This window comes from Telluria sp. ZB4P34 (genome assembly GCF_059686055.1).
This window is the reverse complement of record NZ_JCASIF010000001.1, coordinates 515,645-537,300: the sequence shown is the minus strand read 5'-3', so window position 1 is coordinate 537,300 and position 21,656 is coordinate 515,645. Positions and strand designations below refer to the sequence as shown.

Sequence of the window (21,656 nt, the reverse complement as noted above, 5' to 3'; positions counted from 1 at the left end):
ATGCGTTCCGGCGCCGTCATGCGCACGGTGCACGATACGTCCGCCCTGTACACGCCGACCGCGACGGTGGAGCGTTGTTGCGTATAATCGCCGTCAGTCTGTCCTTTACCTTTAGAAAAAACATACATGGCTTCTTCCGACAATATCAGCATGGCGGTGTTCTGCGACTTCGAAAACGTCGCGCTGGGCGTGCGCGACGCCAATTACGAAAAATTCGACATCAAGCCGGTGCTGGAGCGGCTGCTGCTCAAGGGCAGCATTGTCGTCAAGAAAGCCTATTGCGACTGGGACCGCTACAAGGCCTTCAAGGCCCCGATGCACGAAGCGAACTTCGAGCTGATCGAGATCCCCCACGTGCGCCAGTCCGGCAAGAATTCGGCGGACATCCGCCTGGTGGTCGATGCGCTCGACCTGTGCTACACCAAGTCGCACGTCGACACCTTCGTCATCATTTCGGGCGACTCCGACTTTTCGCCGCTGGTATCGAAGCTGCGCGAGAACGCCAAGCGGGTGATCGGCGTGGGCGTCAAGCAGTCCACCTCCGACCTCCTGGTGGCGAACTGCGACGAATTCATCTTCTATGACGACCTGGTGCGCGAAGTGCGCCGCGCCGCCGCCAAGCGCAAGGAAGAGCTGGACGCGCGCAAGGCCCAGCCAGCTTCGCGCCGCCCGAGCGACGACAAGCGCCGCGAGGAACTCGAGGCGCGCAAGGTGCAGGCGCTCGAGATGGTGGTCGAGACCTTCGACGCCCTGGTCTCGGAGCGCGGCGACACCGGCAAGATCTGGGCTTCGCTGCTGAAAGACACCCTGAAGCGCCGCCGTCCGGACTTCTCGGAAACCTATTACGGCTTCCGCACCTTCGGCAACCTGCTGGAAGAAGCGCAGGCCCGCGGCCTGTTCGAGTTCGGCCGCGACGAGAAATCGGGCACCTACGTGTTCCGCAGCACGGGCACGCCGGCGGCGCTGCCGGTGCCGGAACTGGCGGCCGTGCCGGAAGCGCCCGCCGCCGAGGACGAGGAAAGCGCGGACGAGCCCGGCGCGGCGGAAGCGCGGCAGGAGCCACGCCGCCGCGGTCGCGGCGGGCGCAACAAGGGGGCCGGGCGTGGCGAAGCGGCGGCACCGGCGCCGTCCGCGGCAGCCGCCGACCTGGCTCCCGAGACGCCGATGGCGGTGTTCCCTGATGCGGACGGGTCCGCGCCGGGCGCGCCGGAGGCAGAGCTCGCCGTCCCGGCCGAGGACAAGCCGGACACGCGCCGCCGCGGCCGTGGCCGCGGCAAGATCTCCTACCGTGGCGATGTGACGCAGGCGGCGCCGGTAGACGTCACCGCTGGCGCCACCGGGCCCGGCGCGCTCGTGCCGGCAGTCCCGTCCGCCGAAGACGCTGCGCCCGTGGCCGACGAGGCGCCTGAATCGGCAGCTGAAGTGGCGGCCGAGGCGGCTGCCCCCGTCAAGGAGCGCCGCCGCGCGCCGCGCAAGCCGGCGGCACGAAAGGCCGCGGCAGCGGACAGCGCCGCATCCGCCGAGAGCCTGCCAGCGCCATCCGGGCCGGCGCCTGCGGAACCGGAGGCCCGCCCGGATGTCGCGGCAGCGGCCGGCAGCGATGAGGACGATGAGTTCGACGACGACACCAGTAACGATGTCGACGGCAACGTCGCCGAAGTCAAGGTGGCGCGCAAGACGACGGGGGGACCGGCCCGCAAGCCGGCCGCGCGCGGCACTGCCGCGCGCGGGCGCCGCCCGGCCAAGCCGAAGGCCCCGTCCAAGGGCTGAAGGCGCGCCAGGGCAGGCCCGCGGCGACGTGTGCGACCTGCCGGCGCTGTCGCTGTCATAATGACATCGCCCGCATGCGCGGGCCCGCCGTGGCGGCCGCTGCGGCTGGCACGACCTGCGAAGGAGCTGCCATGCGTGTGCTTGCCGGACTGTTGATGCTGTCGGTGCTGAACACCGCAGGGGCCGCGCCGCAGGCGGACCACCCGATCGTCGGCATCTGGAAACTGAGCCTGCCCGACCTTTCCTGCTCTGAAACCTACCGCTTCCGCCCGGACGGCACCACTCTGGTGACCAGCGCCGAGGAAGTCTCCGAAAGCGAGTACCGCATCCCCGCCAAGCCCAGCGCCAAGGGTTTCTACCGGCTGGAAGACCGCATCGTCAAGGACAACGGCAAGAAGGACTGCTCGGGCGCCATCATGAAACCGGGCGCGAAAGCAACCAATTACATCCGCTTCCATCCGTCGGGGGCGCTGTTCCTGATGTGCGCGGACGAAACCATGAACACCTGCATTGGGCCGTTCGAGCGGGTGCAGGGCGAGGAAGCCTGACCCTGCCGGGCATAACCGGCGGGCATGGGCGGACCCGCTAGCGGCATCCCGCTGCCGTTCCCGCTGGGGCCGCTTGGGTGTATATTGCTGGGCGAATCCATCTTTCCCCCAGGAACTCCATGTCCCCGGCACTTCTTTTCGCAATCCTCATCGGCTACTCCGCGCTCCTGCTCGGGGTCGCCTGGGCCACTTCCCGCAACGCCGACAACGACAGCTTCTTCATCGGCAACAAGAGCAGCAACTGGATGCTCGTGGCCTTCGGCATGGTCGGCACCACGCTGTCCGGCGTGACGTTCGTGAGCGTGCCGGGCGCCGTCGGCGTCGACGGCTTCGGCTATGCCCAGATCGTGATCGGCTACGTGATCGGCTACATCGCGGTGGCCTACATCCTGCTGCCCCTGTACTACCGCCTGCAGCTCACCTCGATCTACCACTACCTCGACGTCCGCCTCGGCCGGCGCGCCTACCAGAGCGGGGCGGGCTTCTTTATCGTGTCGCGCCTGCTGGGCGCCACCGCGCGCCTGTACCTGGTGGTGAACATCCTGCAGGCGATCATCCTCGACAGCCTGGGCGTGCCGTTCTGGCTCAGCACCGTGGTCGTGCTGGGCATGATCCTGCTGTATACCTACAAGGGCGGCGTGAAGACCATCGTCTGGACCGACACCTTGCAGACCAGCGCCATGCTGTTCGGCCTGTTCGCATGCGTGTGGATCCTGCTGGGCGAACTGAACATGTCGGTGCCGGAAAGCCTGAACCAGATGCAGTCGCAAGGTCTGGCCAGGATTTTCACGCACGATCCGGACAGCCCCAACTTCTGGCTCAAGCAGATCGTCGCCGGCGCCCTGATCACGATCACGATGACCGGCATGGACCAGGAAATGATGCAGAAGACGATCTCGGTCAAGACCTTGAAGGACTCGCAGAAGAACATGCTGACCCTCACCGCGGTGCTGGTCGTGGTGCTGCTCTCCTTCTTGTTCCTGGGCGGCCTGCTGTACCTGTACGCGCCGATCGCGGGCGTCACGGCAAGCGGCGACAAGATCTTCCCGGCCGTGGTGATGGGCCACCTGCCGGCGGCGCTGCAGGTCGTGTTCCTGATCGCACTGATCTCGGCCCTGTTCCCCAGCGCCGACGGCGCGATCACGGCGCTGACCTCGTCGACCTGCATCGACCTGCTGGGCATCAAGCGCCGTACCGACATGACGGAAGCGGGCAAGGAAAGCCTGCGCCGCCGCGTGCACCTGGGCTTCGCCGCGCTGTTCCTGTTCCTGGTCATGGGCTTCAAGCTGGCCGACAGTCCGAGCATGATCGTCGTGATCCTCAAGCTGGCGGCCTATACCTACGGTCCGCTGCTGGGCCTGTTCGCCTTCGGCATGCTCACCCGCCGCTCCCTGACCGACCGCCTGGTGCCGTACATTACGATTGGCGCGCCGATTCTTTGCGCTCTCCTTGAGTACAATCAGGAACACCTGCTCGGTTCTTACCGCCTCGGGCTGGAATTGCTCATGGTAAATGGCATACTCGTGTTTGCCGGCCTGTTCGCCATTTCCCACAAGGAGAAGGCAGGCGCGGCCGCGGTGACGGTTTAATGATGTATTGACTGAAGACGGAGTTTCGATGGCTTTCAAACCACTCAGTGCGCTGCGCCGCGCGTTCGGCATGCTGTGGCATGCGGTCGACGTGTCGCGCCGTACCTTCATGAACCTGCTGTTCCTGCTGTTCGTGATCATCGTCGTGATGCTCATGACGGGCGGCGGCGTCAAGCCGATCGGCGCGAAGACCGCCCTGGTGCTGGAACTGAAGGGCGACCTGGTGGAACAGTACCAGTCGAGCTTCCAGGACACCGTGCTCGACTCGGTCGGCGGCGACAGCAAGCGCAGCGTGCGCCTGCGCGACCTGCTGCGCGTGCTCGATGCCGCGGCCAAGGACAAGAACATCGGGACCGTGGTGCTGCTGCTCGACCAGATGGACGGCGGCGGCCTGGCCCAGCTGCGCGAGATCGGCGCCGCCATCGAGCGCGTCAAGGCATCCGGCAAGAAGGTGGTTGCCTGGGGCGGCGCCTATGACCAGAAGCGCTACCTGGTGGCCTCGCATGCCGACGAAGTCTACGTGCACCCGATGGGCATGGTCATCATCGAAGGCTTCGGCGGTCGCCGCAACTACTACCGCGACGCCCTCGACAAGCTGGGCGTGACCGTCAACCTGATCAAGGTCGGCACCTACAAGAGCTTTGCCGAACCGTATATCGCCAACGGTCCGTCCGAGGCTGCAAGGGAAGCCGACGCTTTTCTCTACAACGCCCTCTGGCAGGACTATACCGGGCAGGTGGAGAAGAACCGCAAGCTGAGCGCGGGCAGCGTGGCAAAATGGATCGAGACCCTGCCGCAGCAGATGGAAGCGGCGGGCGGCAACGCGGCCAGGGTGGCGCTCCAGGCGAAGCTGGTGGACGGCCTCAAGACCCGCGACGAGATCCGCGCCATGCTGGCCAAGCGCGGCGCATGGGATGAGCGCATCAAGTCCTTCCGCCAGGTCGGCTTCCACGACTACCTGGCGCGCCACGAGCCAAAGCCCTTCGGCGATGCAGTCGGCGTGATCACCGCCTCGGGCAACATCACCGAAGGCACGAGCGGCCCGGGCGTGGTCGGCGGCCTCACCACCGCCAACCTGATCCGCCAGGCGCGCGAGGACGAGGCGATCAAGGCCCTGGTGCTGCGCGTGGATTCGCCCGGCGGCAGCGCCTACGGCTCGGAACTGATCCGGCGCGAGCTGGAACTCACGCGCGCCGCCGGCAAGCCGGTGGTGGTGTCGATGGGCAGCGTGGCCGCGTCGGGCGGCTACTGGATCTCGATGGCGGCCGACGAAGTCATCGCCGACCCGGCCACGATCACCGGCTCGATCGGCGTGTTCACCATCCTGCCGACCGCCGAGAAGGTGAGCGACAAGCTGGGCATCCATACGGGCGGCGTCACCACCACCTGGCTGGCCGACGCCTACAATCCGCTGCGCCCGCTCGACCCGCGGTTCAGCTCGCTGGTCCAGAGCAGCATCAACCACGTGTACAGCGAGTTCACCACCAGGGCGGCGCAGGCCCGCAAGACCACGCCGGCGAAGATCGACGAAGTGGGGCAGGGCCGCGTCTGGACCGGCGCCCAGGCCAAGGAACGCGGCCTGGTCGACCGACTGGGCGGCTACCGCGACGCACTGGCCTCGGCCGCCAGGCGCGCCAGGCTGGGCGAGGACTACCGGGTTGCCTATGTCGAACGCCCGGTCAGCCGCGTCGAACGCTTCCTCAACATGATGGGCGCCTCGACCGTGCAGGCGGTCAACATCCAGGTCAAGCTGGGCCTGATGGAAGACGTGCTGCCGGCTGGTCCGATGGCGCAGGTGGCGCAGGACATGGCCTGGCTGAAGGATGTGGCGGACGGGCGCAAGCCGTTCGCCGCGGTCACGCACTGCATGTGCGCTACGCCGTAAGAGATTTGTAGCGGCTTTGTAAGCGCTTGCAACAAACGCGAAACGGGTGCGGAAGCGATTTCCGCACCCGTTTTGCATTCGGTGGCCCGTCGTGCCGATGACCGGTGCGCTCCGCATCGCGTCCATGCCGACCCGGCAATGTAACAAGATGGTGCGCGCAATGTACGTTACGAAACATATGACTTGAGGAGCCCGTGCTACGCTTTTCGGCAGCTGTTAACTGAATAACATCAAGGCTAAAAAAACAAGGTTGAGCATGGATTCCCACTCGTCTCCCAAGTCCGCCCTCACCAGCCCGCCGCCAGCTTCTCCCGAAGCAAAGCGCCGCAAGCGACTGATCGGCGCCGTGGTCGCGGTGCTTGCGATGATCGGCCTGGCCGCGCTGGCCTGGTACCTTACCCACCGTCCGGCGGCCGGTGAAGCGGGCGGGCCGCCGGGAACGGCCGGCGCGCGCGCTGCCGGAGGCGGTGGGCCCGGCGCCGGCGGCAGAGGGGGCCGGGGCGGGCGCGGCGGCCCGGCGACCACGGTCGGCGTCGCCACGGCGCAGCAGGCCGACATCCCCGTCAACATCGAGGCGCTCGGCACCGTCACGGCGGCGGCCACGGCCACCGTGCGGCCACAGGTCTCGGGCGTGGTCCAGAAGATCCTGTTCACCGAAGGGCAGATGGTGAAGCAGGGCCAGGTGCTGGCCACCATCGATCCGCGGCCCTTCGAGATGGCGCTGCTGCAGGCACGCGGCCAGCGCCAGCGCGACGAGGCCCAGCTCGAGAACGCGCGCCTGCTGCTGTCCCGCTACCGCACCCTGCTGGAACAGGAATCGATCGCGCGCCAGGAAGTCGATACCCAGGCGGCGCTGGTGAAGCAGCTGGAAGGCACCGTGATGACCGACCGCGCCGCCGAAGGCATTGCCCGGCTCAACGCCAGCTATACGCAGGTCAAGGCGCCGATCTCCGGGCGCGTCGGCCTGCGGACGGTCGACATCGGCAACCTGGTCGGCAGCGGGGACGCCAACGGCGTCGCGGTGATCACCCAGCTCGCGCCGATCGACGTCGAATTCACGCTGCCGCAAGACCAGGTGCCGGCGCTGCAGGCGCGCATCGCGGAAGGAGCCAGGCTGCCCGCCACGGCGCTGGACCGCACCCGCACCACCGCCCTGGCGACCGGCAGCTTCATGGCGCTCGACAACCAGGTGGACGTGCAGACCGGCACCGTGCGCGCCAAGGCGCGCTTCGCCAACTCCGACAACAAGCTGTTCCCGAGCCAGTTCGTCAACCTGCGCCTGGTGCTGGACACCATCGAGAACGCCGTGGTGGTGCCGGTGACGGCGCTGCGCCATGGATCGAACGGCGACTTCGTCTACGTCCTCGATCCGCAGCAGCGCACGGTGTCGCAGCGCGCCGTCACGCGCGGGCAGGCGACGGTGGACAGGATCCAGATCACGTCCGGCCTGAAGGTGGGCGAGCAGGTGATCACGGAGGGTGCGGACCGGCTGCGCGACGGGGCCAAGGTGACGCTGCCGGGTGACAGGCCGCAAGGAGCGCGGGGCGGCGCCGGCGGACAGCGTGGCGGCGGGCAGGAAGGGCAGGGCGAAGGCCGTCGCCAGAGGCAGGGAGCGCAGCAATGACCAGCATGCGTTGGCCGCGCGGTCGGCGAAGCCGACCACCCTACGTAGGGTGCACGGGTTTCCCGTGCGCGCGTTCAAATCGTGCATGCACTGATGCGCCGTACCGGAACATGCCATGAGCCCATCCGCCCCATTCATCCGCAGGCCGGTCGCCACAGCCTTGCTGATGCTGGCCATCGTGCTGGCCGGCCTGGTCGGCTACCGCTTCCTGCCGCTGTCGGCGCTGCCCCAGGTGGACTTCCCGACCATCCAGGTGCAGACCCTGTACCCGGGCGCGAGTCCCGAGGTGATGGCGCGCACCGTCACGGCGCCGCTGGAACGCCAGTTCGGCCAGATGTCCGGCTTGACACGCATGAGTTCCACCAGCGCCGCCGGCGTGTCGGTGATCACGCTGCAGTTCGGCCTCGGCCAGACCCTGGACGTCGCGGAACAGGAAGTGCAGGCCGCGATCAATGCCGGCGGCTCGCTGCTGCCAGCCGACCTGCCGGCCCCGCCCGTCTACGCCAAGGTCAACCCGGCCGACGCGCCGGTGCTGACCCTGGCCATCACTTCCGATTCCTTGCCGCTCACCGAGGTCCAGAACCTGGTCAACACGCGCCTGGCCCTCAAGATCAGCCAGGTGTCCGGGGTGGGCCTGGTGACCCTGTCCGGCGGGCAGCGCCCGGCCGTGCGCATCCAGGCCGACACCGAGGCGCTGGCTTCCTACGGCCTGGGCCTGGACACGCTGCGCAGCGCCATCACGGCCGCCAATGCCAACAGCGCCAAGGGCAATTTCGACGGCCCGACCCGGTCGTATGCGATCAACGCCAACGACCAGCTGCTGGCCGTCGAGGACTACCGGAACCTGATCGTCTCCTATCGCAACGGCGCCCCGGTGCGTCTGCAGGACGTCGCGCGCGTGGTCGACAGCGCCGAGAACGTGCGCATCGGCGCCTGGGCCAACCTGAAACCCGCCATCATCCTGAACGTGCAGCGCCAGCCCGGCGCCAACGTGATCGCCACCGTGGACGGCATCCGCGAACGCCTGCCCGAGCTGCAGGCCGGCTTGCCTGGCTCGGTGCGCATGGACGTGCTGAGCGACCGCACCGCCGGCATCCGCGCCTCGGTCCACCACGTGCAGATGGAACTGCTGCTGGCCGTGGCGCTGGTGGTGCTGGTGATCTTCGCCTTCCTGCACAGCCTGCGCGCCACCGTGATCGCCAGCCTGGCGGTGCCGATCTCGCTGATCGGCAGCTTCGGCATCATGTACCTGATGGGCTACAGCCTGAACAACCTGTCCCTGATGGCGCTGACGATCGCCACCGGCTTCGTGGTCGATGACGCCATCGTCATGATCGAGAACATCGCGCGCTACATCGAGGAGGGCGAACAGCCGATGGCGGCCGCCCTCAAGGGCGCGAAGCAGATCGGCTTCACCATCATCTCGCTCACGGTCTCGCTGATCGCGGTCCTGATTCCGCTGCTGTTCATGGGGGACGTGGTGGGCCGCCTGTTCCGCGAATTCGCCGTGACCCTGGCGGTGACGATCCTGATCTCGATGGTGGTCTCGCTCACCCTGGTGCCGATGATGGCGGCGCGCTGGCTCAGGAGCCACGAAGAAGAGCGCCCAGGCCGCTTCGCGCAACGCTCCCAGGCCTTCTTCGATCGCGTGATCCAGCGCTATGACGTGGCCCTGGGCTGGGTGCTGGCGCGCCAGGGCCTGACCCTGCTGGTGGCCCTCGGCACGCTGGTGCTGACCGCGCTGCTGTGGATCATCATCCCGAAAGGCCTGTTCCCAACCCAGGACACCGGCCAGCTGCAGGCCCGCCTGCAGGCGCGCCAGTCGATTTCCTACGCCGACATGGCCAGGCTCCAGCAGGCCGCCGCCGCCGAAGTGCTGAAGGACCCGGCGGTCGGCTCGCTCAGCTCCTACGTGGGGGTGGACGCCGCCAACAACACCATGCTCAACACCGGCACCATGCTGATCAACCTCAAGGCCGAGGAGCGCGGCGACCAGGAAGCCATCATGAACCGGCTGCGCCAGCGGGTGGCCGGTGTCGCCGGCGTCACCATGTACCTGCAGCCCACCCAGGACCTGACCATCGACGCGGAAAGCGGCCCGACCCAGTACCGCCTGTCGATCGAGGGCGCCGACAGCGCCACGGTGAACGAATGGGCCAGCAAGCTGGTCGCGAAGATGGCCACCCTCGAGGAGCTGCGCAACGCCACCACCGACGCCGGCGCGGTGGGCAGCGCGGCCTACATCGACATCGACCGCGACACCGCCTCGCGCCTGGGCATCACGGCCGCGGCCATCGACGACGCCCTCTACAGCGCCTTCGGCCAGCGCATCGTCTCGACCATCTTCACCGAGACCAACCAGTACCGCGTGATCCTGGAGGCCCAGCAGGACGAAACCATGTCGCTGGCGAGCCTGTCGCGCCTGCAGCTGCGCACCGCGTCCGGCCAGCCGACGCCGCTGTCGGCGGTGGCCACCATCCGCGAGGCCGAGGCGCCGCTGCAGATCACCCATGTCGCCCAGTATCCGGCCGCCACGGTCGGCTTCGACACCGCGCCCGGCGTCTCGCTCGGCACGGCGGTAGATGCGATCCGCGCCGCCGGCGAAGAGATCAGGATGCCGGCCTCGGTGAGCATGAGCTTCCTGGGTGCTTCCGGCGCCTACCAGGCTTCGCTGTCGAGCCAGCTGTGGCTGATCCTGGCCGCCGTGGTTTGCGTGTACATCGTGCTGGGCGTGCTGTACGAGAGCTACGTGCATCCGCTCACCATCCTGTCCACGCTGCCCTCGGCCGGCGTGGGCGCGCTGCTGGCGCTGTGGGTCACCGGACAAGGGCTGGGGGTGATCGGGATCATCGGCATCATCCTGCTGATCGGCATCGTCAAGAAGAACGCGATCATGATGATCGACTTCGCCATCGAGGCCGAACGCGACGGGGGCAAGAGCCCCTTGGACGCGATCCGCCAGGCCGCGCTGCTGCGCTTCCGCCCGATCCTGATGACGACCCTGGCCGCGCTGTTCGCCGCCGTGCCGCTGATGCTGGGCTGGGGCGAGGGCGCCGAGCTGCGCCGTCCGCTGGGCCTGGCCATCTTCGGTGGCCTGATCGTCAGCCAGCTCCTGACGCTGTTCACGACGCCGGTGATCTACCTGGCATTCGACCGCCTGGCGCGCAGAAGGGGTGGAAAAAGCGCGGGCAAGGCGCCGGGGAAACCGAAAGAGGTCGGCGCATGAACCTGTCGCGGCCTTTCGTGGAGCGGCCGATCGCGACCGTCCTGCTGACGATCGGGATCGCGCTGGCCGGCATCGCCGCCTTCTTCGTGCTGCCGGTCTCGCCACTGCCGCAGGTGGACTACCCGACCATTTCCGTGTCGGCCTCGCTCCCCGGCGCCAGCCCGGAAACCATGGCATCGAGCGTGGCCACGCCGCTGGAGCGGCGCCTCGGCGTGATCGCGGGCGTGAACGAAATGACCTCGAACAGCGGCAACGGCTCGACCCGCGTCAGCCTGCAGTTCGACCTGGACCGCAAGATCGACTCGGCCGCGCGCGAGGTGCAGGCCGCGATCAACGCGGCGCGCGCCGACCTGCCGGCCACGCTGCGCAGCAACCCCACCTACCGCAAGTCCAACCCGTCCGACGCGCCGGTGCTGATCCTGGCGCTCACCTCGAAGACCCGCTCGCCCGGCCAGATCTACGAGTCCGTTTCCAACCTGGTCCAGCAGCGCCTGGCCCAGGTGAAGGGAGTGGGCGAGGTCGAGATCGGCGGCGGTTCGCTGCCCGCGGTGCGGGTGGAACTGCTGCCCTATGCGCTGAATAAATACGGCCTGTCGAGCGAAGACGTGCGCGCCGCGATCCAGGCCACCAATGCCAACCGCCCGAAGGGTGCGATCGAGGGCGGCGGCAACCGTTTCCAGATCTATTCGCAGCCGACCGGCCAAGGGGGTGAAAAACCCGGGCAGGGCAGGCCCCAGGCGGCAGCGTACCGCGACCTGGTCGTGGCCTGGCGCGACGGCGCGGCGATCCGCCTGCGCGACGTGGCCGAGGTGATCGACGGCGTCGAGAACGTGAATACGCTCGGCCTGTTCAACGGCCAGCCGGCCGTGATCGTGCTGGTCACGCGCCAGCCGGACGCCAACGTCATCGAGACCGTGGACGGCGTGCGCGCGCTGCTGCCTTCGCTGCAGGCCCAGTTGCCGGGCGACGTGAGCCTGCAGGTGGCCTCGGACCGCACCAATTCGATCCGCTCCTCGCTGCACGAGATCGAGTTCACGCTGGTGCTGTCGATCCTCCTCGTCGTGCTGGTGGTGAGCGCATTCCTGCGCAGCGTGCGCGCCACCATCATTCCGGCGGTGGCGACCGTGGTGTCGCTGCTGGGCACCTTCGGCGTCATGTACCTGCTGGGCTTCAGCCTGAACAACCTGTCGCTGATGGCGCTCACCGTGGCCACCGGCTTCGTGGTGGACGACGCCATCGTGGTGCTGGAGAACACGGCGCGCCACCTGGAGGCCGGCATGGACCGCATGAAGGCGGCATTGCTGGGCGCGCGCGAGGTGGGCTTCACGGTGCTGTCGATCTCGCTGTCGCTGGTGGCCGTGTTCATCCCGCTGCTGTTCATGGGCGGGCAGGTGGGGCGGCTGTTCCGCGAATTCGCCGTGACCCTGTCGGCGGCGGTGATGATTTCGCTGGTGATCTCCCTGACCACCACGCCGATGATGTGCGCATGGCTGCTGCGCAGGGAGGACAGGGAAAAGAAGCCCGGGGTGCTGGCGCGCTGGTCCGAGAAGGGCTTCGCCAGGGTCTTGCGCAGCTACGAGCACGCCCTCGACTGGGCGCTCGACAGCAAGCTGCTGGTGATGATCATCCTCGCCTTCGTGGTCGGCCTGAACGTCTACCTGTTCGCGGCCGCGCCAAAAGGCTTCTTCCCGCAGCAGGACACGGGCCAGCTCAACGGCGGCATCCGCGCGGACCAGAGCATTTCCTTCCAGGCCATGCAGGAGAAGCTGCGCCAGCTGGTGAACATCATCAAGCGCGACCCGGCGGTTGATACGGTGGTGGCCTTCACGGGCGGCGGCCGGGCCGGCGGCGGCTTCATGTTCATCAACCTCAAGCCCGTGGACGAGCGCGCCGAAGGCGACACCGGTCAGGCCGTCATCGCCCGCCTGCGCCCGCGCCTGGCGCGCGTGACCGGCGTGTCGATCTTCCTGAACCCGGTGCAGGACCTGCGCATGGGCGGGCGCTCCAGCAATTCCACCTACCAGTACACGCTCAAGAGCGACAACTCGGCGGACCTGAAACTGTGGGCCACGCGCCTGGCCGAATCGATGAAGCGCCAGCCGGCCCTGGTGGACGTCGACACCGACCAGGCCGAAAACGGCGTCGAAACCTTTGTCACCATCGACAAGGACACCGCTTCGCGCCTGGGAATCGGCACGCGCGACGTCAACAATGCGCTGTACAACAACTTCGGCCAGCGCCAGGTGGCCAACATCTACGACGAGCTGAACCAGTACCGTGTGATCATGGGCGTGGCCCAGCGCTATGCGCAGTCGCCGGAAGCCCTGCGCGACGTCTACGTGCCGGCGCGCGGTGCGGGGAACGCGGGCGCCACCGCCACGGGAGCCGCTAGCACGGCCGGCGCGCCGGGCAACCTGACGGCCGCGCGCGACCCGGCCAGCGGCGCGGCCTTGTCCACGGGCGCGACCACCATGGTGCCCCTGACGGCGATCGCCAGCTTCGCCGAAAGCTCCACCCCGACCTCGGTCAGCCACCAGGATGGCGAACTGGCCACCACGGTCTCGTTCAACCTGGCGCAGGGCTACAACCTGGAAGACGGCCAGGCCGCCGTAAAGCAGGCCGAGGCGGACATCGGCATGCCGACCAACGTGCGCGGCAGCTTCCAGGGCACGGCGCGCGCGGCCCAGGAATCGGCCCGGGAACAGCCGCTGCTGATCCTGGCGGCCATCGTCGTCATCTACATCGTGCTGGGCATCCTGTACGAAAGCCTGGTGCATCCGGTGACGGTGCTGTCCACGCTGCCCTCGGCCGGCGTCGGCGCGGTGCTGGCGCTGCTGCTGTTCCGGATGGAGTTCTCGATCATCGCCCTGATCGGGGTCTTCCTCCTGATCGGCATCGTCAAGAAGAACGCCATCCTGATCATCGATTTCGCGCTGGAAGCGGAACGGGCGCGGGGCCTGAGCGCGATCCAGGCCGTGCGCGAGGCCTGCATCCTGCGCTTCCGCCCGATCCTGATGACGACCCTGGCGGCCGCCCTGGGCGCGCTGCCGCTGGCGATCGGCTTCGGCGAAGGCTCCGAACTGCGCCGGCCGCTGGGCGTCGCCATCATCGGCGGCCTGGTCGCCAGCCAGCTCCTGACCCTGCTCACCACCCCGGTGGTCTACGTCCTGCTCGACAGGCTGCGCAAGAAGAAGGCCGACGAGCACGAGCTGACCCGCCATGCCGACCTGGACGATCCTATTCCTGCCAAATAAGACCGACATGCGAACCCATCCCATTTTCCGCCTCCACCTCGCCGCCCTTGCCGCCAGCCTGGCTGCCGGCTGCGCCATCGGCCCGGCCTACCAGCGTCCGGCGACGCCCGAACCGGCGGCCTTCAAGGAAGCCGAAGGCTGGGTGCCTGCCGCGCCCGCCGATGCGCTCGAGCGCGGCCCCTGGTGGCAGCTGTTCGGCGATCCGGTCCTGAACGACCTGGCCGGTGCGATCGCGGTGTCGAACCAGAACGTGGCGGTGGCCGCGGCCAACTATGCGCAGGCACGCGCCCTGGTGCAGCAGGAGCGCGCCGCGCTGTTCCCGAGCCTGAACCTGAGCGTGGGCGGCGAGCGCGCCGGCGTGCGCGGGCAGGGCGCGGACAATGCTTATCGGCTCAACCTCGGCGGCGGCTGGGAGCCGGATGTGTGGGGCCGGCTGCGCGCCGGCGTCACCAGCGCCCGCGCGGGAGCGGAAGCCTCGGCTGCCGACCTGGCCAGCGCGCGCCTGTCGGCCCAGGGCGAGCTGGCCGCCAACTACTTCGCCGTGCGCGCGCTCGATGCGCAGCGCGCCCTGGTCGAGCGCACCATCGCGGGCTACGAGCGCGAGCTGCGGATCACGCAGAACCGCTTCAATGTCGGCATCGTGGCCCGCACCGACGTGCTGCAGGCCGAGACCCAGCTCGCCAACGCCCGCGACGACGCGCTCGGGCTGGCGCGCCGGCGAGCCCAGTTCGAGCACGCCATCGCGATCCTGGTCGGCAGGGCGCCGGCCGAGTTCACGCTCGCGCCGCTGGGCGAATGGCGCGCGACGGTGCCGGCGGTGCCGGTGGGCCTGCCGTCCACCCTGCTGCAGCGCCGTCCGGACATCGCCGCCGCCGAACGCGACGTGGCGGCCGCCAATGCGGAGATCGGCATCGCGCGCTCGGCCTACTTCCCCAACATCGGCCTGTCCGCTTCACTGGGAACGGGCGGCTCGCGGGTCGCCGACCTGTTCTCTGCATCGAACGCCGCCTGGTCCTTCGGGCTGGCGGCCGCGCAGTCGATCTTCAACGCCGGCGCCACCCGCGCCAGCGTCGCGGGCGCCGAGGCCCGGCACCAGGCGGCAGTGGCGCGCTACCGCCAGACGGTATTGAACGCCTTCGCCGACGTGGAAGACCAGCTCACGGCGGTGCGCGTGCTGGAACAGCAGCAGGAACTGCGGCGCGTGGCCTCCGAAGCGGCCGACCGGGTCGAGCAGCAGATCCTGAACCGCTACCGGGCAGGGCAGGTCAGTTATTCGGAAGTCGTGCAGGCCCAGGCGACCGCGCTGAACGCGCGGCGCGCCCTGGTGCAGGTGCAGGCCGACCGGCAGGCGGCGGCGGTGGCGCTGATCCAGGCGCTGGGTGGCGGATGGCGCGCAGCTGGAGAGGCCGGCTGAGTGTCGAAGAATCTGACAAATGCTAACTTTATTGCAATAACCAATTGTATAACTTGTTGATTATTTTCAATTAGTTCCAGCTGGCATTCATCTTGCATTGGCATGGGCGTTCATCCCACAACCGAGGAAACGCCATGAAGACCCTGTCCCGTTCGATCCTTGTCCTTTCGCTCCTGGCTGCAAGCAGCGCCCAGGCCGGCACCGTAACCGTCACCAGCGTGGGCGCCGCGTTCACCACGGATGCCTGGTACCTGACCAATTTCCGCGACAAGTCCAACGGCTATAAGTCGGACACCTTCGCAGGGATCACCGCTGCCAACCCGCGCAATGGCAGCGGATCGGTCGAGATGTCGTCCACCGACGGCAGCGGCAAGGCCGACTATGCCCTTACCTGGGGCTTCGTGGACGGCCGCACGCTCGGCAATGTCGATGTCGTCGGCTTTGACTGGTTCCGCGCCCCCGGCACCTCGGCCGGACACCTGGCGCCGGCCATGCGCCTCCTGTACGACGCCGATGGCGACGCCGGCACGACTGTCGACCGTGGCTACCTCGTCTGGGAGCAGATCTACAACGGCCCGACCGCCCAGAACACCTGGGTTTCCAGCGACCTGGAAAACCAGTATTTCTGGCAGCGCAAGTTCACGCCCGGTACCACGGTGGAGGATTTCGACATCACGCTGGACAACTGGGCCGCCGGGGCGATACCGAACGTGCCCAACGGGACGCCATACGATGTGCTGGGCACCTCGACCGCCATCCTCGGCATCGAGTTCGGTATCGGGTCCGGCTGGGGCGGTACTTTCCGCGGCTTCGTCGACAACGTGCGCATCGGTTTCACCGGCGAGGAAGCGACGACATACAACTTCGAACTTGCCCCTGCAGAGGTGCCGGAACCTGCGAGCATCGCGCTGCTCGGCCTGGGGGCATTCGGCCTCGGCGCGGTGCGTCGCCGCAAGCAGCTCTAAGCAGCTAAACGCAGCTATAGGCAGCGCAGCGCCTGGCGGCCCGTGCATCCGGGGAAAAGATACACGGGCCTTGTCGACAGAAAAATCAGCGGTTGTGCGTGGTGGTGGTCGTGCGGTGATCGTCGTGCTTGCGGCGCAGGCCGAGCAGGCCGGCAAGGCCGAGCAGGCCGATCCAGCCGTAATCGGTGTCGTCGTCGCGCTCGGTCTGGGTGGTCGTGGCGGTACCGGTGTTGGCAGCGTCGCCTCCGGTGTTCTGGGCCGCGGCCGGCAGGGCGCAGGCGAGGGTCAGCGACATGGCGACGAGGGTACGGCAAGCAGCAGGCATTATTTTCTTCATGGTTTTCTCCGTTGGTTGTGAGCGTATCGATGCATTCGCCCAGGTTTATTGCCTTATTTATTGCAACAACAAAGTCAGCTACGTCCAGAAGGTTGGGAACCGTCTTTGACCCAGTATAGACACGCAGGCAAATGGGCTCAGCACGGTACAAATCAGAAATAAACGGCGGGATGCATCATCGTTCCCGCGGATCGAGTCTGCTGTCATCAAGGCCTGTCGCTATCGCTGGTGTCAGGCCACCCGGCAGCCGTCATTACGCCGAAAAACGACCTATGCGGATGTAACAATAGCTATACTCCCGGCTGCATTCATTCGCCTGGGATTCCACCTTGTTCAAATCGATCGTCCTGCCCGTCGCACTGATGGGCGCCGCGAGCGTCGCTGTCGCCGACGAAGGCCAGTGGCAACCGCACCAGCTGCCGCAACTCAAATCCGAACTCAGGCGCATCGGCATCACCATGCCGGCCGAAAAGCTGGCCGACCTCACCAGGCATCCGATGAGCGCCATCGTCTCGCTGGGCGGCTGCTCGGCCTCGTTCGTGTCCCCCGAAGGCCTGGTGGTCACCAATCACCACTGCGCCTACGGCGCGATCCAGCGCAACGCGACGCCGGAAAAGAACTACATCGTCAACGGCTTCCTGGCCAGGACCCGCGCCGAGGAACTGCCGGGCGGCCCGAGCACGCTGGTCTACGTCACCGAAAAGGTGGAGAACGTGACGGACCGCGTGCTCAAGGGATTGAACGCGAACCTGTCGGGACGCGAGCGCCACGAGCTGGTCGAATCCCGCATCAAGGCCCTGGTGGCGGAATGCGAAACCGACAAGTCGATCCGCTGCTCGGTGCCGGCCTTCCACCGCGGCCTGGAGTACTACCGCATCAAGCAACTGATGATCCGCGACGTGCGCCTCGTGTACGCGCCCTCCGACCGCATCGGCAACTTCGGCGGCGACATCGACAACTACGAGTGGCCGCGCCAGACCGGCGACTATGCCTTCCTGCGCGCCTACGTCGGCCCCGACGGCCGTCCGGCCGATCCGTCGCCGAACAACGTGCCCTACAAGTCGAAGGACTTCCTGGTGGTGTCCGCCGAAGGCCTGAAGCAGGGCGATCCGATCCTGCTGGCCGGCTACCCGGGCCGCACCAGCCGCTACAAGCTGCCGAGCGAAATCCGCTTCGCGCGCGACGTCGACTTCCCGGGCAGGGTCGCCAGCATCACCGCCGACCTGTCGGTGATCTCGGCCGCCACCATGGGCAACCCGGCCTGGGACGTGCGCTACGCGAGCGTGGCCAAGAGCTTGAACAACGTGCTCAAGAAAACCCAGGGCCTGCTGGACGGCTTCGCGCGCAAGGACATCGCCGCCATCAAGGACGTGCAGGACGCCGAGTTCCGCACCTGGCACAAGCAGAACGGCAATGGCGCGAAGAACCTGCTGGGTGAGCTGGACAGCGTGATCGCGCAGGACATGGCGGCCTCGCGCCAGGAAGGCGCCTGGCTTGAGGCCACCCACAGCGACCTGCTCAAGAGCGCGCGTACCCTGTACCGCCTGGCGCTGGAGCGCCAGAAACCGGATGCGCAGCGCGAAGCCGGCTACCAGGAGCGCGACCTGTCCTTCATCAAGGCGCGCCTCACGCGCCTGGAACAGTCCTTCGTGCCGCAGGTGGACGAAGCGCGCTGGGGCGCCGCGCTGGCGCGCTATGCGCGTACCGACGCCAGGCTGCGTCCGCAAGGGCTGGACGCGCTGCTGCCCGCGCCGACTACGCTGAACGCGATGTACAAGGCGACCGACCTGGACGACACCGCCAGGCGCCTGGCCTGGATCGGCAAGGACGTGGACGCGTTCCGCAAGTCGGGCGACCCCTTCATCGCGCTGGCTGTGCGCTTGCATGAGACGGGACTCAGCCTGGAAAACCGCCGCAACGAGATCGACGGCAACCTGGAACGCGTGATCCCGCAGTACATGGCGGCCGTCATCGCCTGGAAAAAGTCGCAGGGCAAGCCGGTCTACCCGGACGCCAACTCGACCCTGCGCGTCACCTACGGCACCGTGTCGCCGTACGCGCCGCGCGACGGCCTGGTCAAGGGCCCGTTCACGACCGTCGAGGGCATCGTGGAGAAGGCGAGCAACAAGGATCCGTTCATCGCCCCGGCGCCGCTGCTCGACGCCATCAAGGCCAGGCGCTACGGCGTGTTCAAGGACCCGGTGCTGGGCACCGTGCCGGTGAACTTCCTGTCGAGCGCCGACACGACCGGCGGCAATTCCGGCTCGGCCGTGATGAACAGGCGCGGCGAACTGGTAGGCCTGAACTTCGACTCGACCTACGAATCGATCACCAAGGACTGGTACTTCGACAGCGCCATCACGCGCGCGATCCACGTCGACATCCGCTACATGCTGTGGGTGATGAAGGAAGTCGACCGCGCCGACAAGCTGCTGAAGGAAATGACGATCAAATACCCGAGGAAGTAATCGGGAAGCGTGGAACGAGCCGCGGCCGGAGCAATCCCGCCGCGGTTTTCGTTGGGCGCAGGGAACCGGATCTCGAAGCGCGTTTCTCCCCGGCCGGGGGGCGCAAGGGAACAGGGTAAAGATGTCCAGATCCGGACGGTCCGCCTTGCGCATTCAGTGGCGAGTAGCCATAATCGCCTGCCGACCCGACCTCGCATCCCTTGCGCCGCCTTCCGACCGTCCCTGAATGAACGAACCGCTCGCCTTCCTCGGTTTCAGCACCACGCCGCTGGAACTCATTTCCTTCCTGCTGGCGGCGACCACCGTGCTGCTGAACATCCGCCAGAAGCACTGGGCCTGGCTGTTCTCGATCGCGTCGTCCGCCACCTATGCCGTGGTGTTCTACGACGCCAAGTTGTACGGGGACATGGGCCTGCAGTTCGTCTTCATCGTGGCCTCGGTATGGGGCTGGTACCAGTGGCTGCACGGCGCCGGCAATCAGCCCCTGGTGGTGACGCGCCTGCAGGCATCCGGCTGGCGCTGGGCGATCGCCGGCTGGGCCGCCGGCTTCGTGCTGCTGGCCGGCTTCCTCGACCATTTCACGGACACCGACGTGCCGCATGCGGACGGCTTCCTGACCGCCGGCAGCCTGGTGGGCCAGCTCCTGCTGGGCCGCAAGAAGGTCGAGAACTGGCTGGTGTGGATCGTGGTGGACATCCTGTACGTCGGCCTGTACGTCTACAAGGGACTGATGCTGACCGCGCTCCTGTACGCGGTGTTCGTGGTGCTGGCCTATACCGGCCTGCGGGCCTGGTCGAACATCGCACGGAGGAATGCGTGAGCGGGGCGGTGGAACGGGTCGCCGTGCTGGGCGCCGAGTCGTCCGGGAAGTCGACGCTGTGCGAAGCGCTTGCGCGGCACTACGGCAGCGTGTGGGTGCCGGAATACCTGCGCGAGTTCGTCGACACCCGGGCCCGCGTTCCTTTCGAGAGCGACCAGTACCCGATCGCCTCGACCCAGCGCGCGCGTGAAGATGCGGCTGCCGCGCGGGCCACGCGTTTCCTGTTCTGCGACACCACGCCCCTCATGACGGCCCTGTACAGCCGCCAGTACTGGGGCAGGGTCGACCCGCAGCTGGCGCGCCTGGACAGCCGCCACGACTACGCCTGGACCTTCGTCACGGCGCCCGACAGCCCCTGGGAGCCGGACGGCCTGCAGCGCGAATCGGAGGAGGTGCGCCAGAAGGTGCACCGGATGCTGCTCGAGACCCTCGATGCGCGGCGCATCCCCTACGTGCTGCTCGAAGGCGGCCTGGCGCAGCGGCTGCAGCGGGTGGAGGAAGTGCTCGGGCCTGTTTGCCCCGAAGCCGGCGGCTTGCGTCCGCCGCGATAGACGCTGTGCGGCGCGGGCTGCGCAAGACGGCTGGACGGCGCCGCCGGGAATGTCGAGTGGGCCTTTTTGACGCCTGAGCGGGCTCTCGCCTGGTTCTAGTAGCCAAAATGAAACACTCCAGACTATTGTTGGATGACTTTCTGTTGATTTCTGGTATTAGAATGGATGCTGTACTGACACAAATAAAAAGCGGTGAATAATGAAAAATTGGATCGGCCGCCTGTTGGGCGGCGCCGAGAAGGAGACCGTCACCCCTGTCCGCGCCGATGAGGCCGCGGTGGCGGATGACGAAGACATGGCGGCCGACGTGGACGCAGCCTATTACCGCTGGCTGGTCGCCTCGAGCGGCGCCAATGCCGGCGCCGAAGTCGAGCAGCAGATCCTCGACGAGGTGCGCGCCCTGATCGACGACCCGGAGAAATCGGCCGGGCTGGTGCCGCGCGTGCCCGAGCTGGTGGCCCAGCTGCTGGGCGCGCTGTCGGACGAAAACATCTCCACCGCGGCCTTGTCGGCCGAAGTGGGGCGCGACGTGGTGTTGGTCGCCGAAGTGATCCGCGAGGCGAACAGCGCCTACTACCGTCCTGCCAAGCCGATCGAGACCCTCGACGGTGCGGTGACGATGCTCGGCCTGAACGGTTTGCGCATGCTGCTCGCGAAGATCGCGATGCGCCCGCTGATCCGGGTCAAGGCGGTGGGCGTGGCGCGCCAGGTGGCCCCGAACGTCTGGCGCCACTCCGAACGCTGCGCCTTCGCCGCCAGCGTGATGGCGCCGGGCCTGTCCGCGGGCGTATTCGAATCCTACCTGGCCGGCCTGATGCAGAACGTGGGCCTGCAGGTCGCGTTCCAGGTGGCCGACCGGGTCTGCGAGGGCAAGGTGCCGGGCGCCGGACACTTCGGCATCGAACTGTTCGCGGCCAGCCGCCAGTTGTCGGCGGTGATCGCCCGGCACTGGGACTTCCCGGCCGAGGTGGTCGAGGCGATCGCCTGGGCTGGCGACCCGGACGGATCGAACCTGGCCCAGGCGCTGACCCAGGGCGACCGCATTGCCAAGCTGCGCCTGCTGCTCGATGCGGAAGTGATCGTGATGGACGACAGTTTCGTCGCGACCGGATTGAACGGCTTCCAGCGCCGCTGCCTGGGCAAGCTGGCCGACCTGGGCGAGTGAAGCGGGCCGGTGAAGTGATCGAGTCCAGTGGAGTGATCGA

The 21,656-nt window shown here is 67.5% G+C and carries 14 protein-coding genes; 13 read left to right on the top strand and 1 reads right to left on the bottom strand.

The features are described from left to right. The first annotated feature begins 126 nt into the window (after positions 1–126). The 9 genes from AC56KL_RS02330 (at position 127) to AC56KL_RS02290 (ending at position 16,275) form a co-directional block, all read left to right on the top strand. Positions 127–1,770, top strand: a complete 1,644-nt coding sequence (locus AC56KL_RS02330) for an NYN domain-containing protein (protein ID WP_497178528.1) — start codon at positions 127–129, stop codon at positions 1,768–1,770. A gap of 131 nt (positions 1,771–1,901) precedes the next feature. Continuing rightward, positions 1,902–2,318: a hypothetical protein gene (locus AC56KL_RS02325; RefSeq protein ID WP_497178527.1), complete on the top strand. Its 417-nt coding sequence runs from the start codon at positions 1,902–1,904 to the stop codon at positions 2,316–2,318. A gap of 119 nt (positions 2,319–2,437) precedes the next feature. Then, on the top strand, positions 2,438–3,907 hold the full coding sequence (locus AC56KL_RS02320) for a sodium:solute symporter (RefSeq protein WP_497178526.1): 1,470 nt from the start codon (positions 2,438–2,440) through the stop codon (positions 3,905–3,907). A 28-nt stretch (positions 3,908–3,935) separates the two neighbouring features. Continuing rightward, positions 3,936–5,792: a signal peptide peptidase SppA gene (sppA, locus tag AC56KL_RS02315; protein WP_497178525.1), complete on the top strand. Its 1,857-nt coding sequence runs from the start codon at positions 3,936–3,938 to the stop codon at positions 5,790–5,792. 256 nt (positions 5,793–6,048) lie between these two features. Then, positions 6,049–7,416, top strand: coding sequence for an efflux RND transporter periplasmic adaptor subunit (locus AC56KL_RS02310; RefSeq protein ID WP_497178524.1), 1,368 nt, complete (start codon positions 6,049–6,051; stop codon positions 7,414–7,416). A 115-nt stretch (positions 7,417–7,531) separates the two neighbouring features. Next, positions 7,532–10,642: a multidrug efflux RND transporter permease subunit gene (locus tag AC56KL_RS02305; protein ID WP_497178523.1), complete on the top strand. Its 3,111-nt coding sequence runs from the start codon at positions 7,532–7,534 to the stop codon at positions 10,640–10,642. Next, positions 10,639–13,896 (top strand): efflux RND transporter permease subunit, encoded by a 3,258-nt coding sequence (locus tag AC56KL_RS02300; RefSeq protein WP_497178522.1) that lies wholly within the window; start codon positions 10,639–10,641, stop codon positions 13,894–13,896. The genes AC56KL_RS02305 and AC56KL_RS02300 overlap by 4 nt, the downstream gene beginning before the upstream one ends. Before the next feature lie 7 nt (positions 13,897–13,903). Next, the gene (locus AC56KL_RS02295) at positions 13,904–15,310 is read left to right on the top strand and encodes an efflux transporter outer membrane subunit (RefSeq protein ID WP_497178521.1); all 1,407 of its coding nucleotides are present in this window, start codon (positions 13,904–13,906) and stop codon (positions 15,308–15,310) included. A gap of 134 nt (positions 15,311–15,444) precedes the next feature. Continuing rightward, positions 15,445–16,275 carry a PEP-CTERM sorting domain-containing protein gene (locus AC56KL_RS02290; RefSeq protein ID WP_497178520.1) on the top strand — a complete coding sequence of 277 codons (831 nt, stop codon included), beginning with the start codon at positions 15,445–15,447 and terminating at the stop codon, positions 16,273–16,275. An 85-nt stretch (positions 16,276–16,360) separates the two neighbouring features. On the opposite strand, the gene AC56KL_RS02285 is transcribed toward AC56KL_RS02290, so the two are convergent. Continuing rightward, positions 16,361–16,612: a WGxxGxxG family protein gene (locus tag AC56KL_RS02285; protein WP_497178519.1), complete on the bottom strand. Its 252-nt coding sequence runs from the start codon at positions 16,610–16,612 to the stop codon at positions 16,361–16,363. Between the two features lie 329 nt (positions 16,613–16,941). Between AC56KL_RS02285 and AC56KL_RS02280 the strand changes: the two genes are divergently transcribed. The 4 genes from AC56KL_RS02280 (at position 16,942) to AC56KL_RS02265 (ending at position 21,616) form a co-directional block, all read left to right on the top strand. Continuing rightward, on the top strand, positions 16,942–19,080 hold the full coding sequence (locus tag AC56KL_RS02280) for a S46 family peptidase (protein WP_497178518.1): 2,139 nt from the start codon (positions 16,942–16,944) through the stop codon (positions 19,078–19,080). 226 nt (positions 19,081–19,306) lie between these two features. Then, on the top strand, positions 19,307–19,900 hold the full coding sequence (pnuC, locus tag AC56KL_RS02275) for a nicotinamide riboside transporter PnuC (protein ID WP_497178517.1): 594 nt from the start codon (positions 19,307–19,309) through the stop codon (positions 19,898–19,900). Further along, positions 19,897–20,451, top strand: a complete 555-nt coding sequence (locus AC56KL_RS02270; protein ID WP_497178516.1) for an AAA family ATPase — start codon at positions 19,897–19,899, stop codon at positions 20,449–20,451. Before pnuC ends, AC56KL_RS02270 begins: the two co-directional genes overlap by 4 nt. A 199-nt stretch (positions 20,452–20,650) precedes the next feature. After that, complete coding sequence (locus AC56KL_RS02265) at positions 20,651–21,616, top strand: HDOD domain-containing protein (RefSeq protein ID WP_497178515.1); 966 nt, start codon at positions 20,651–20,653, stop codon at positions 21,614–21,616. Positions 21,617–21,656: the final 40 nt, after the last annotated feature.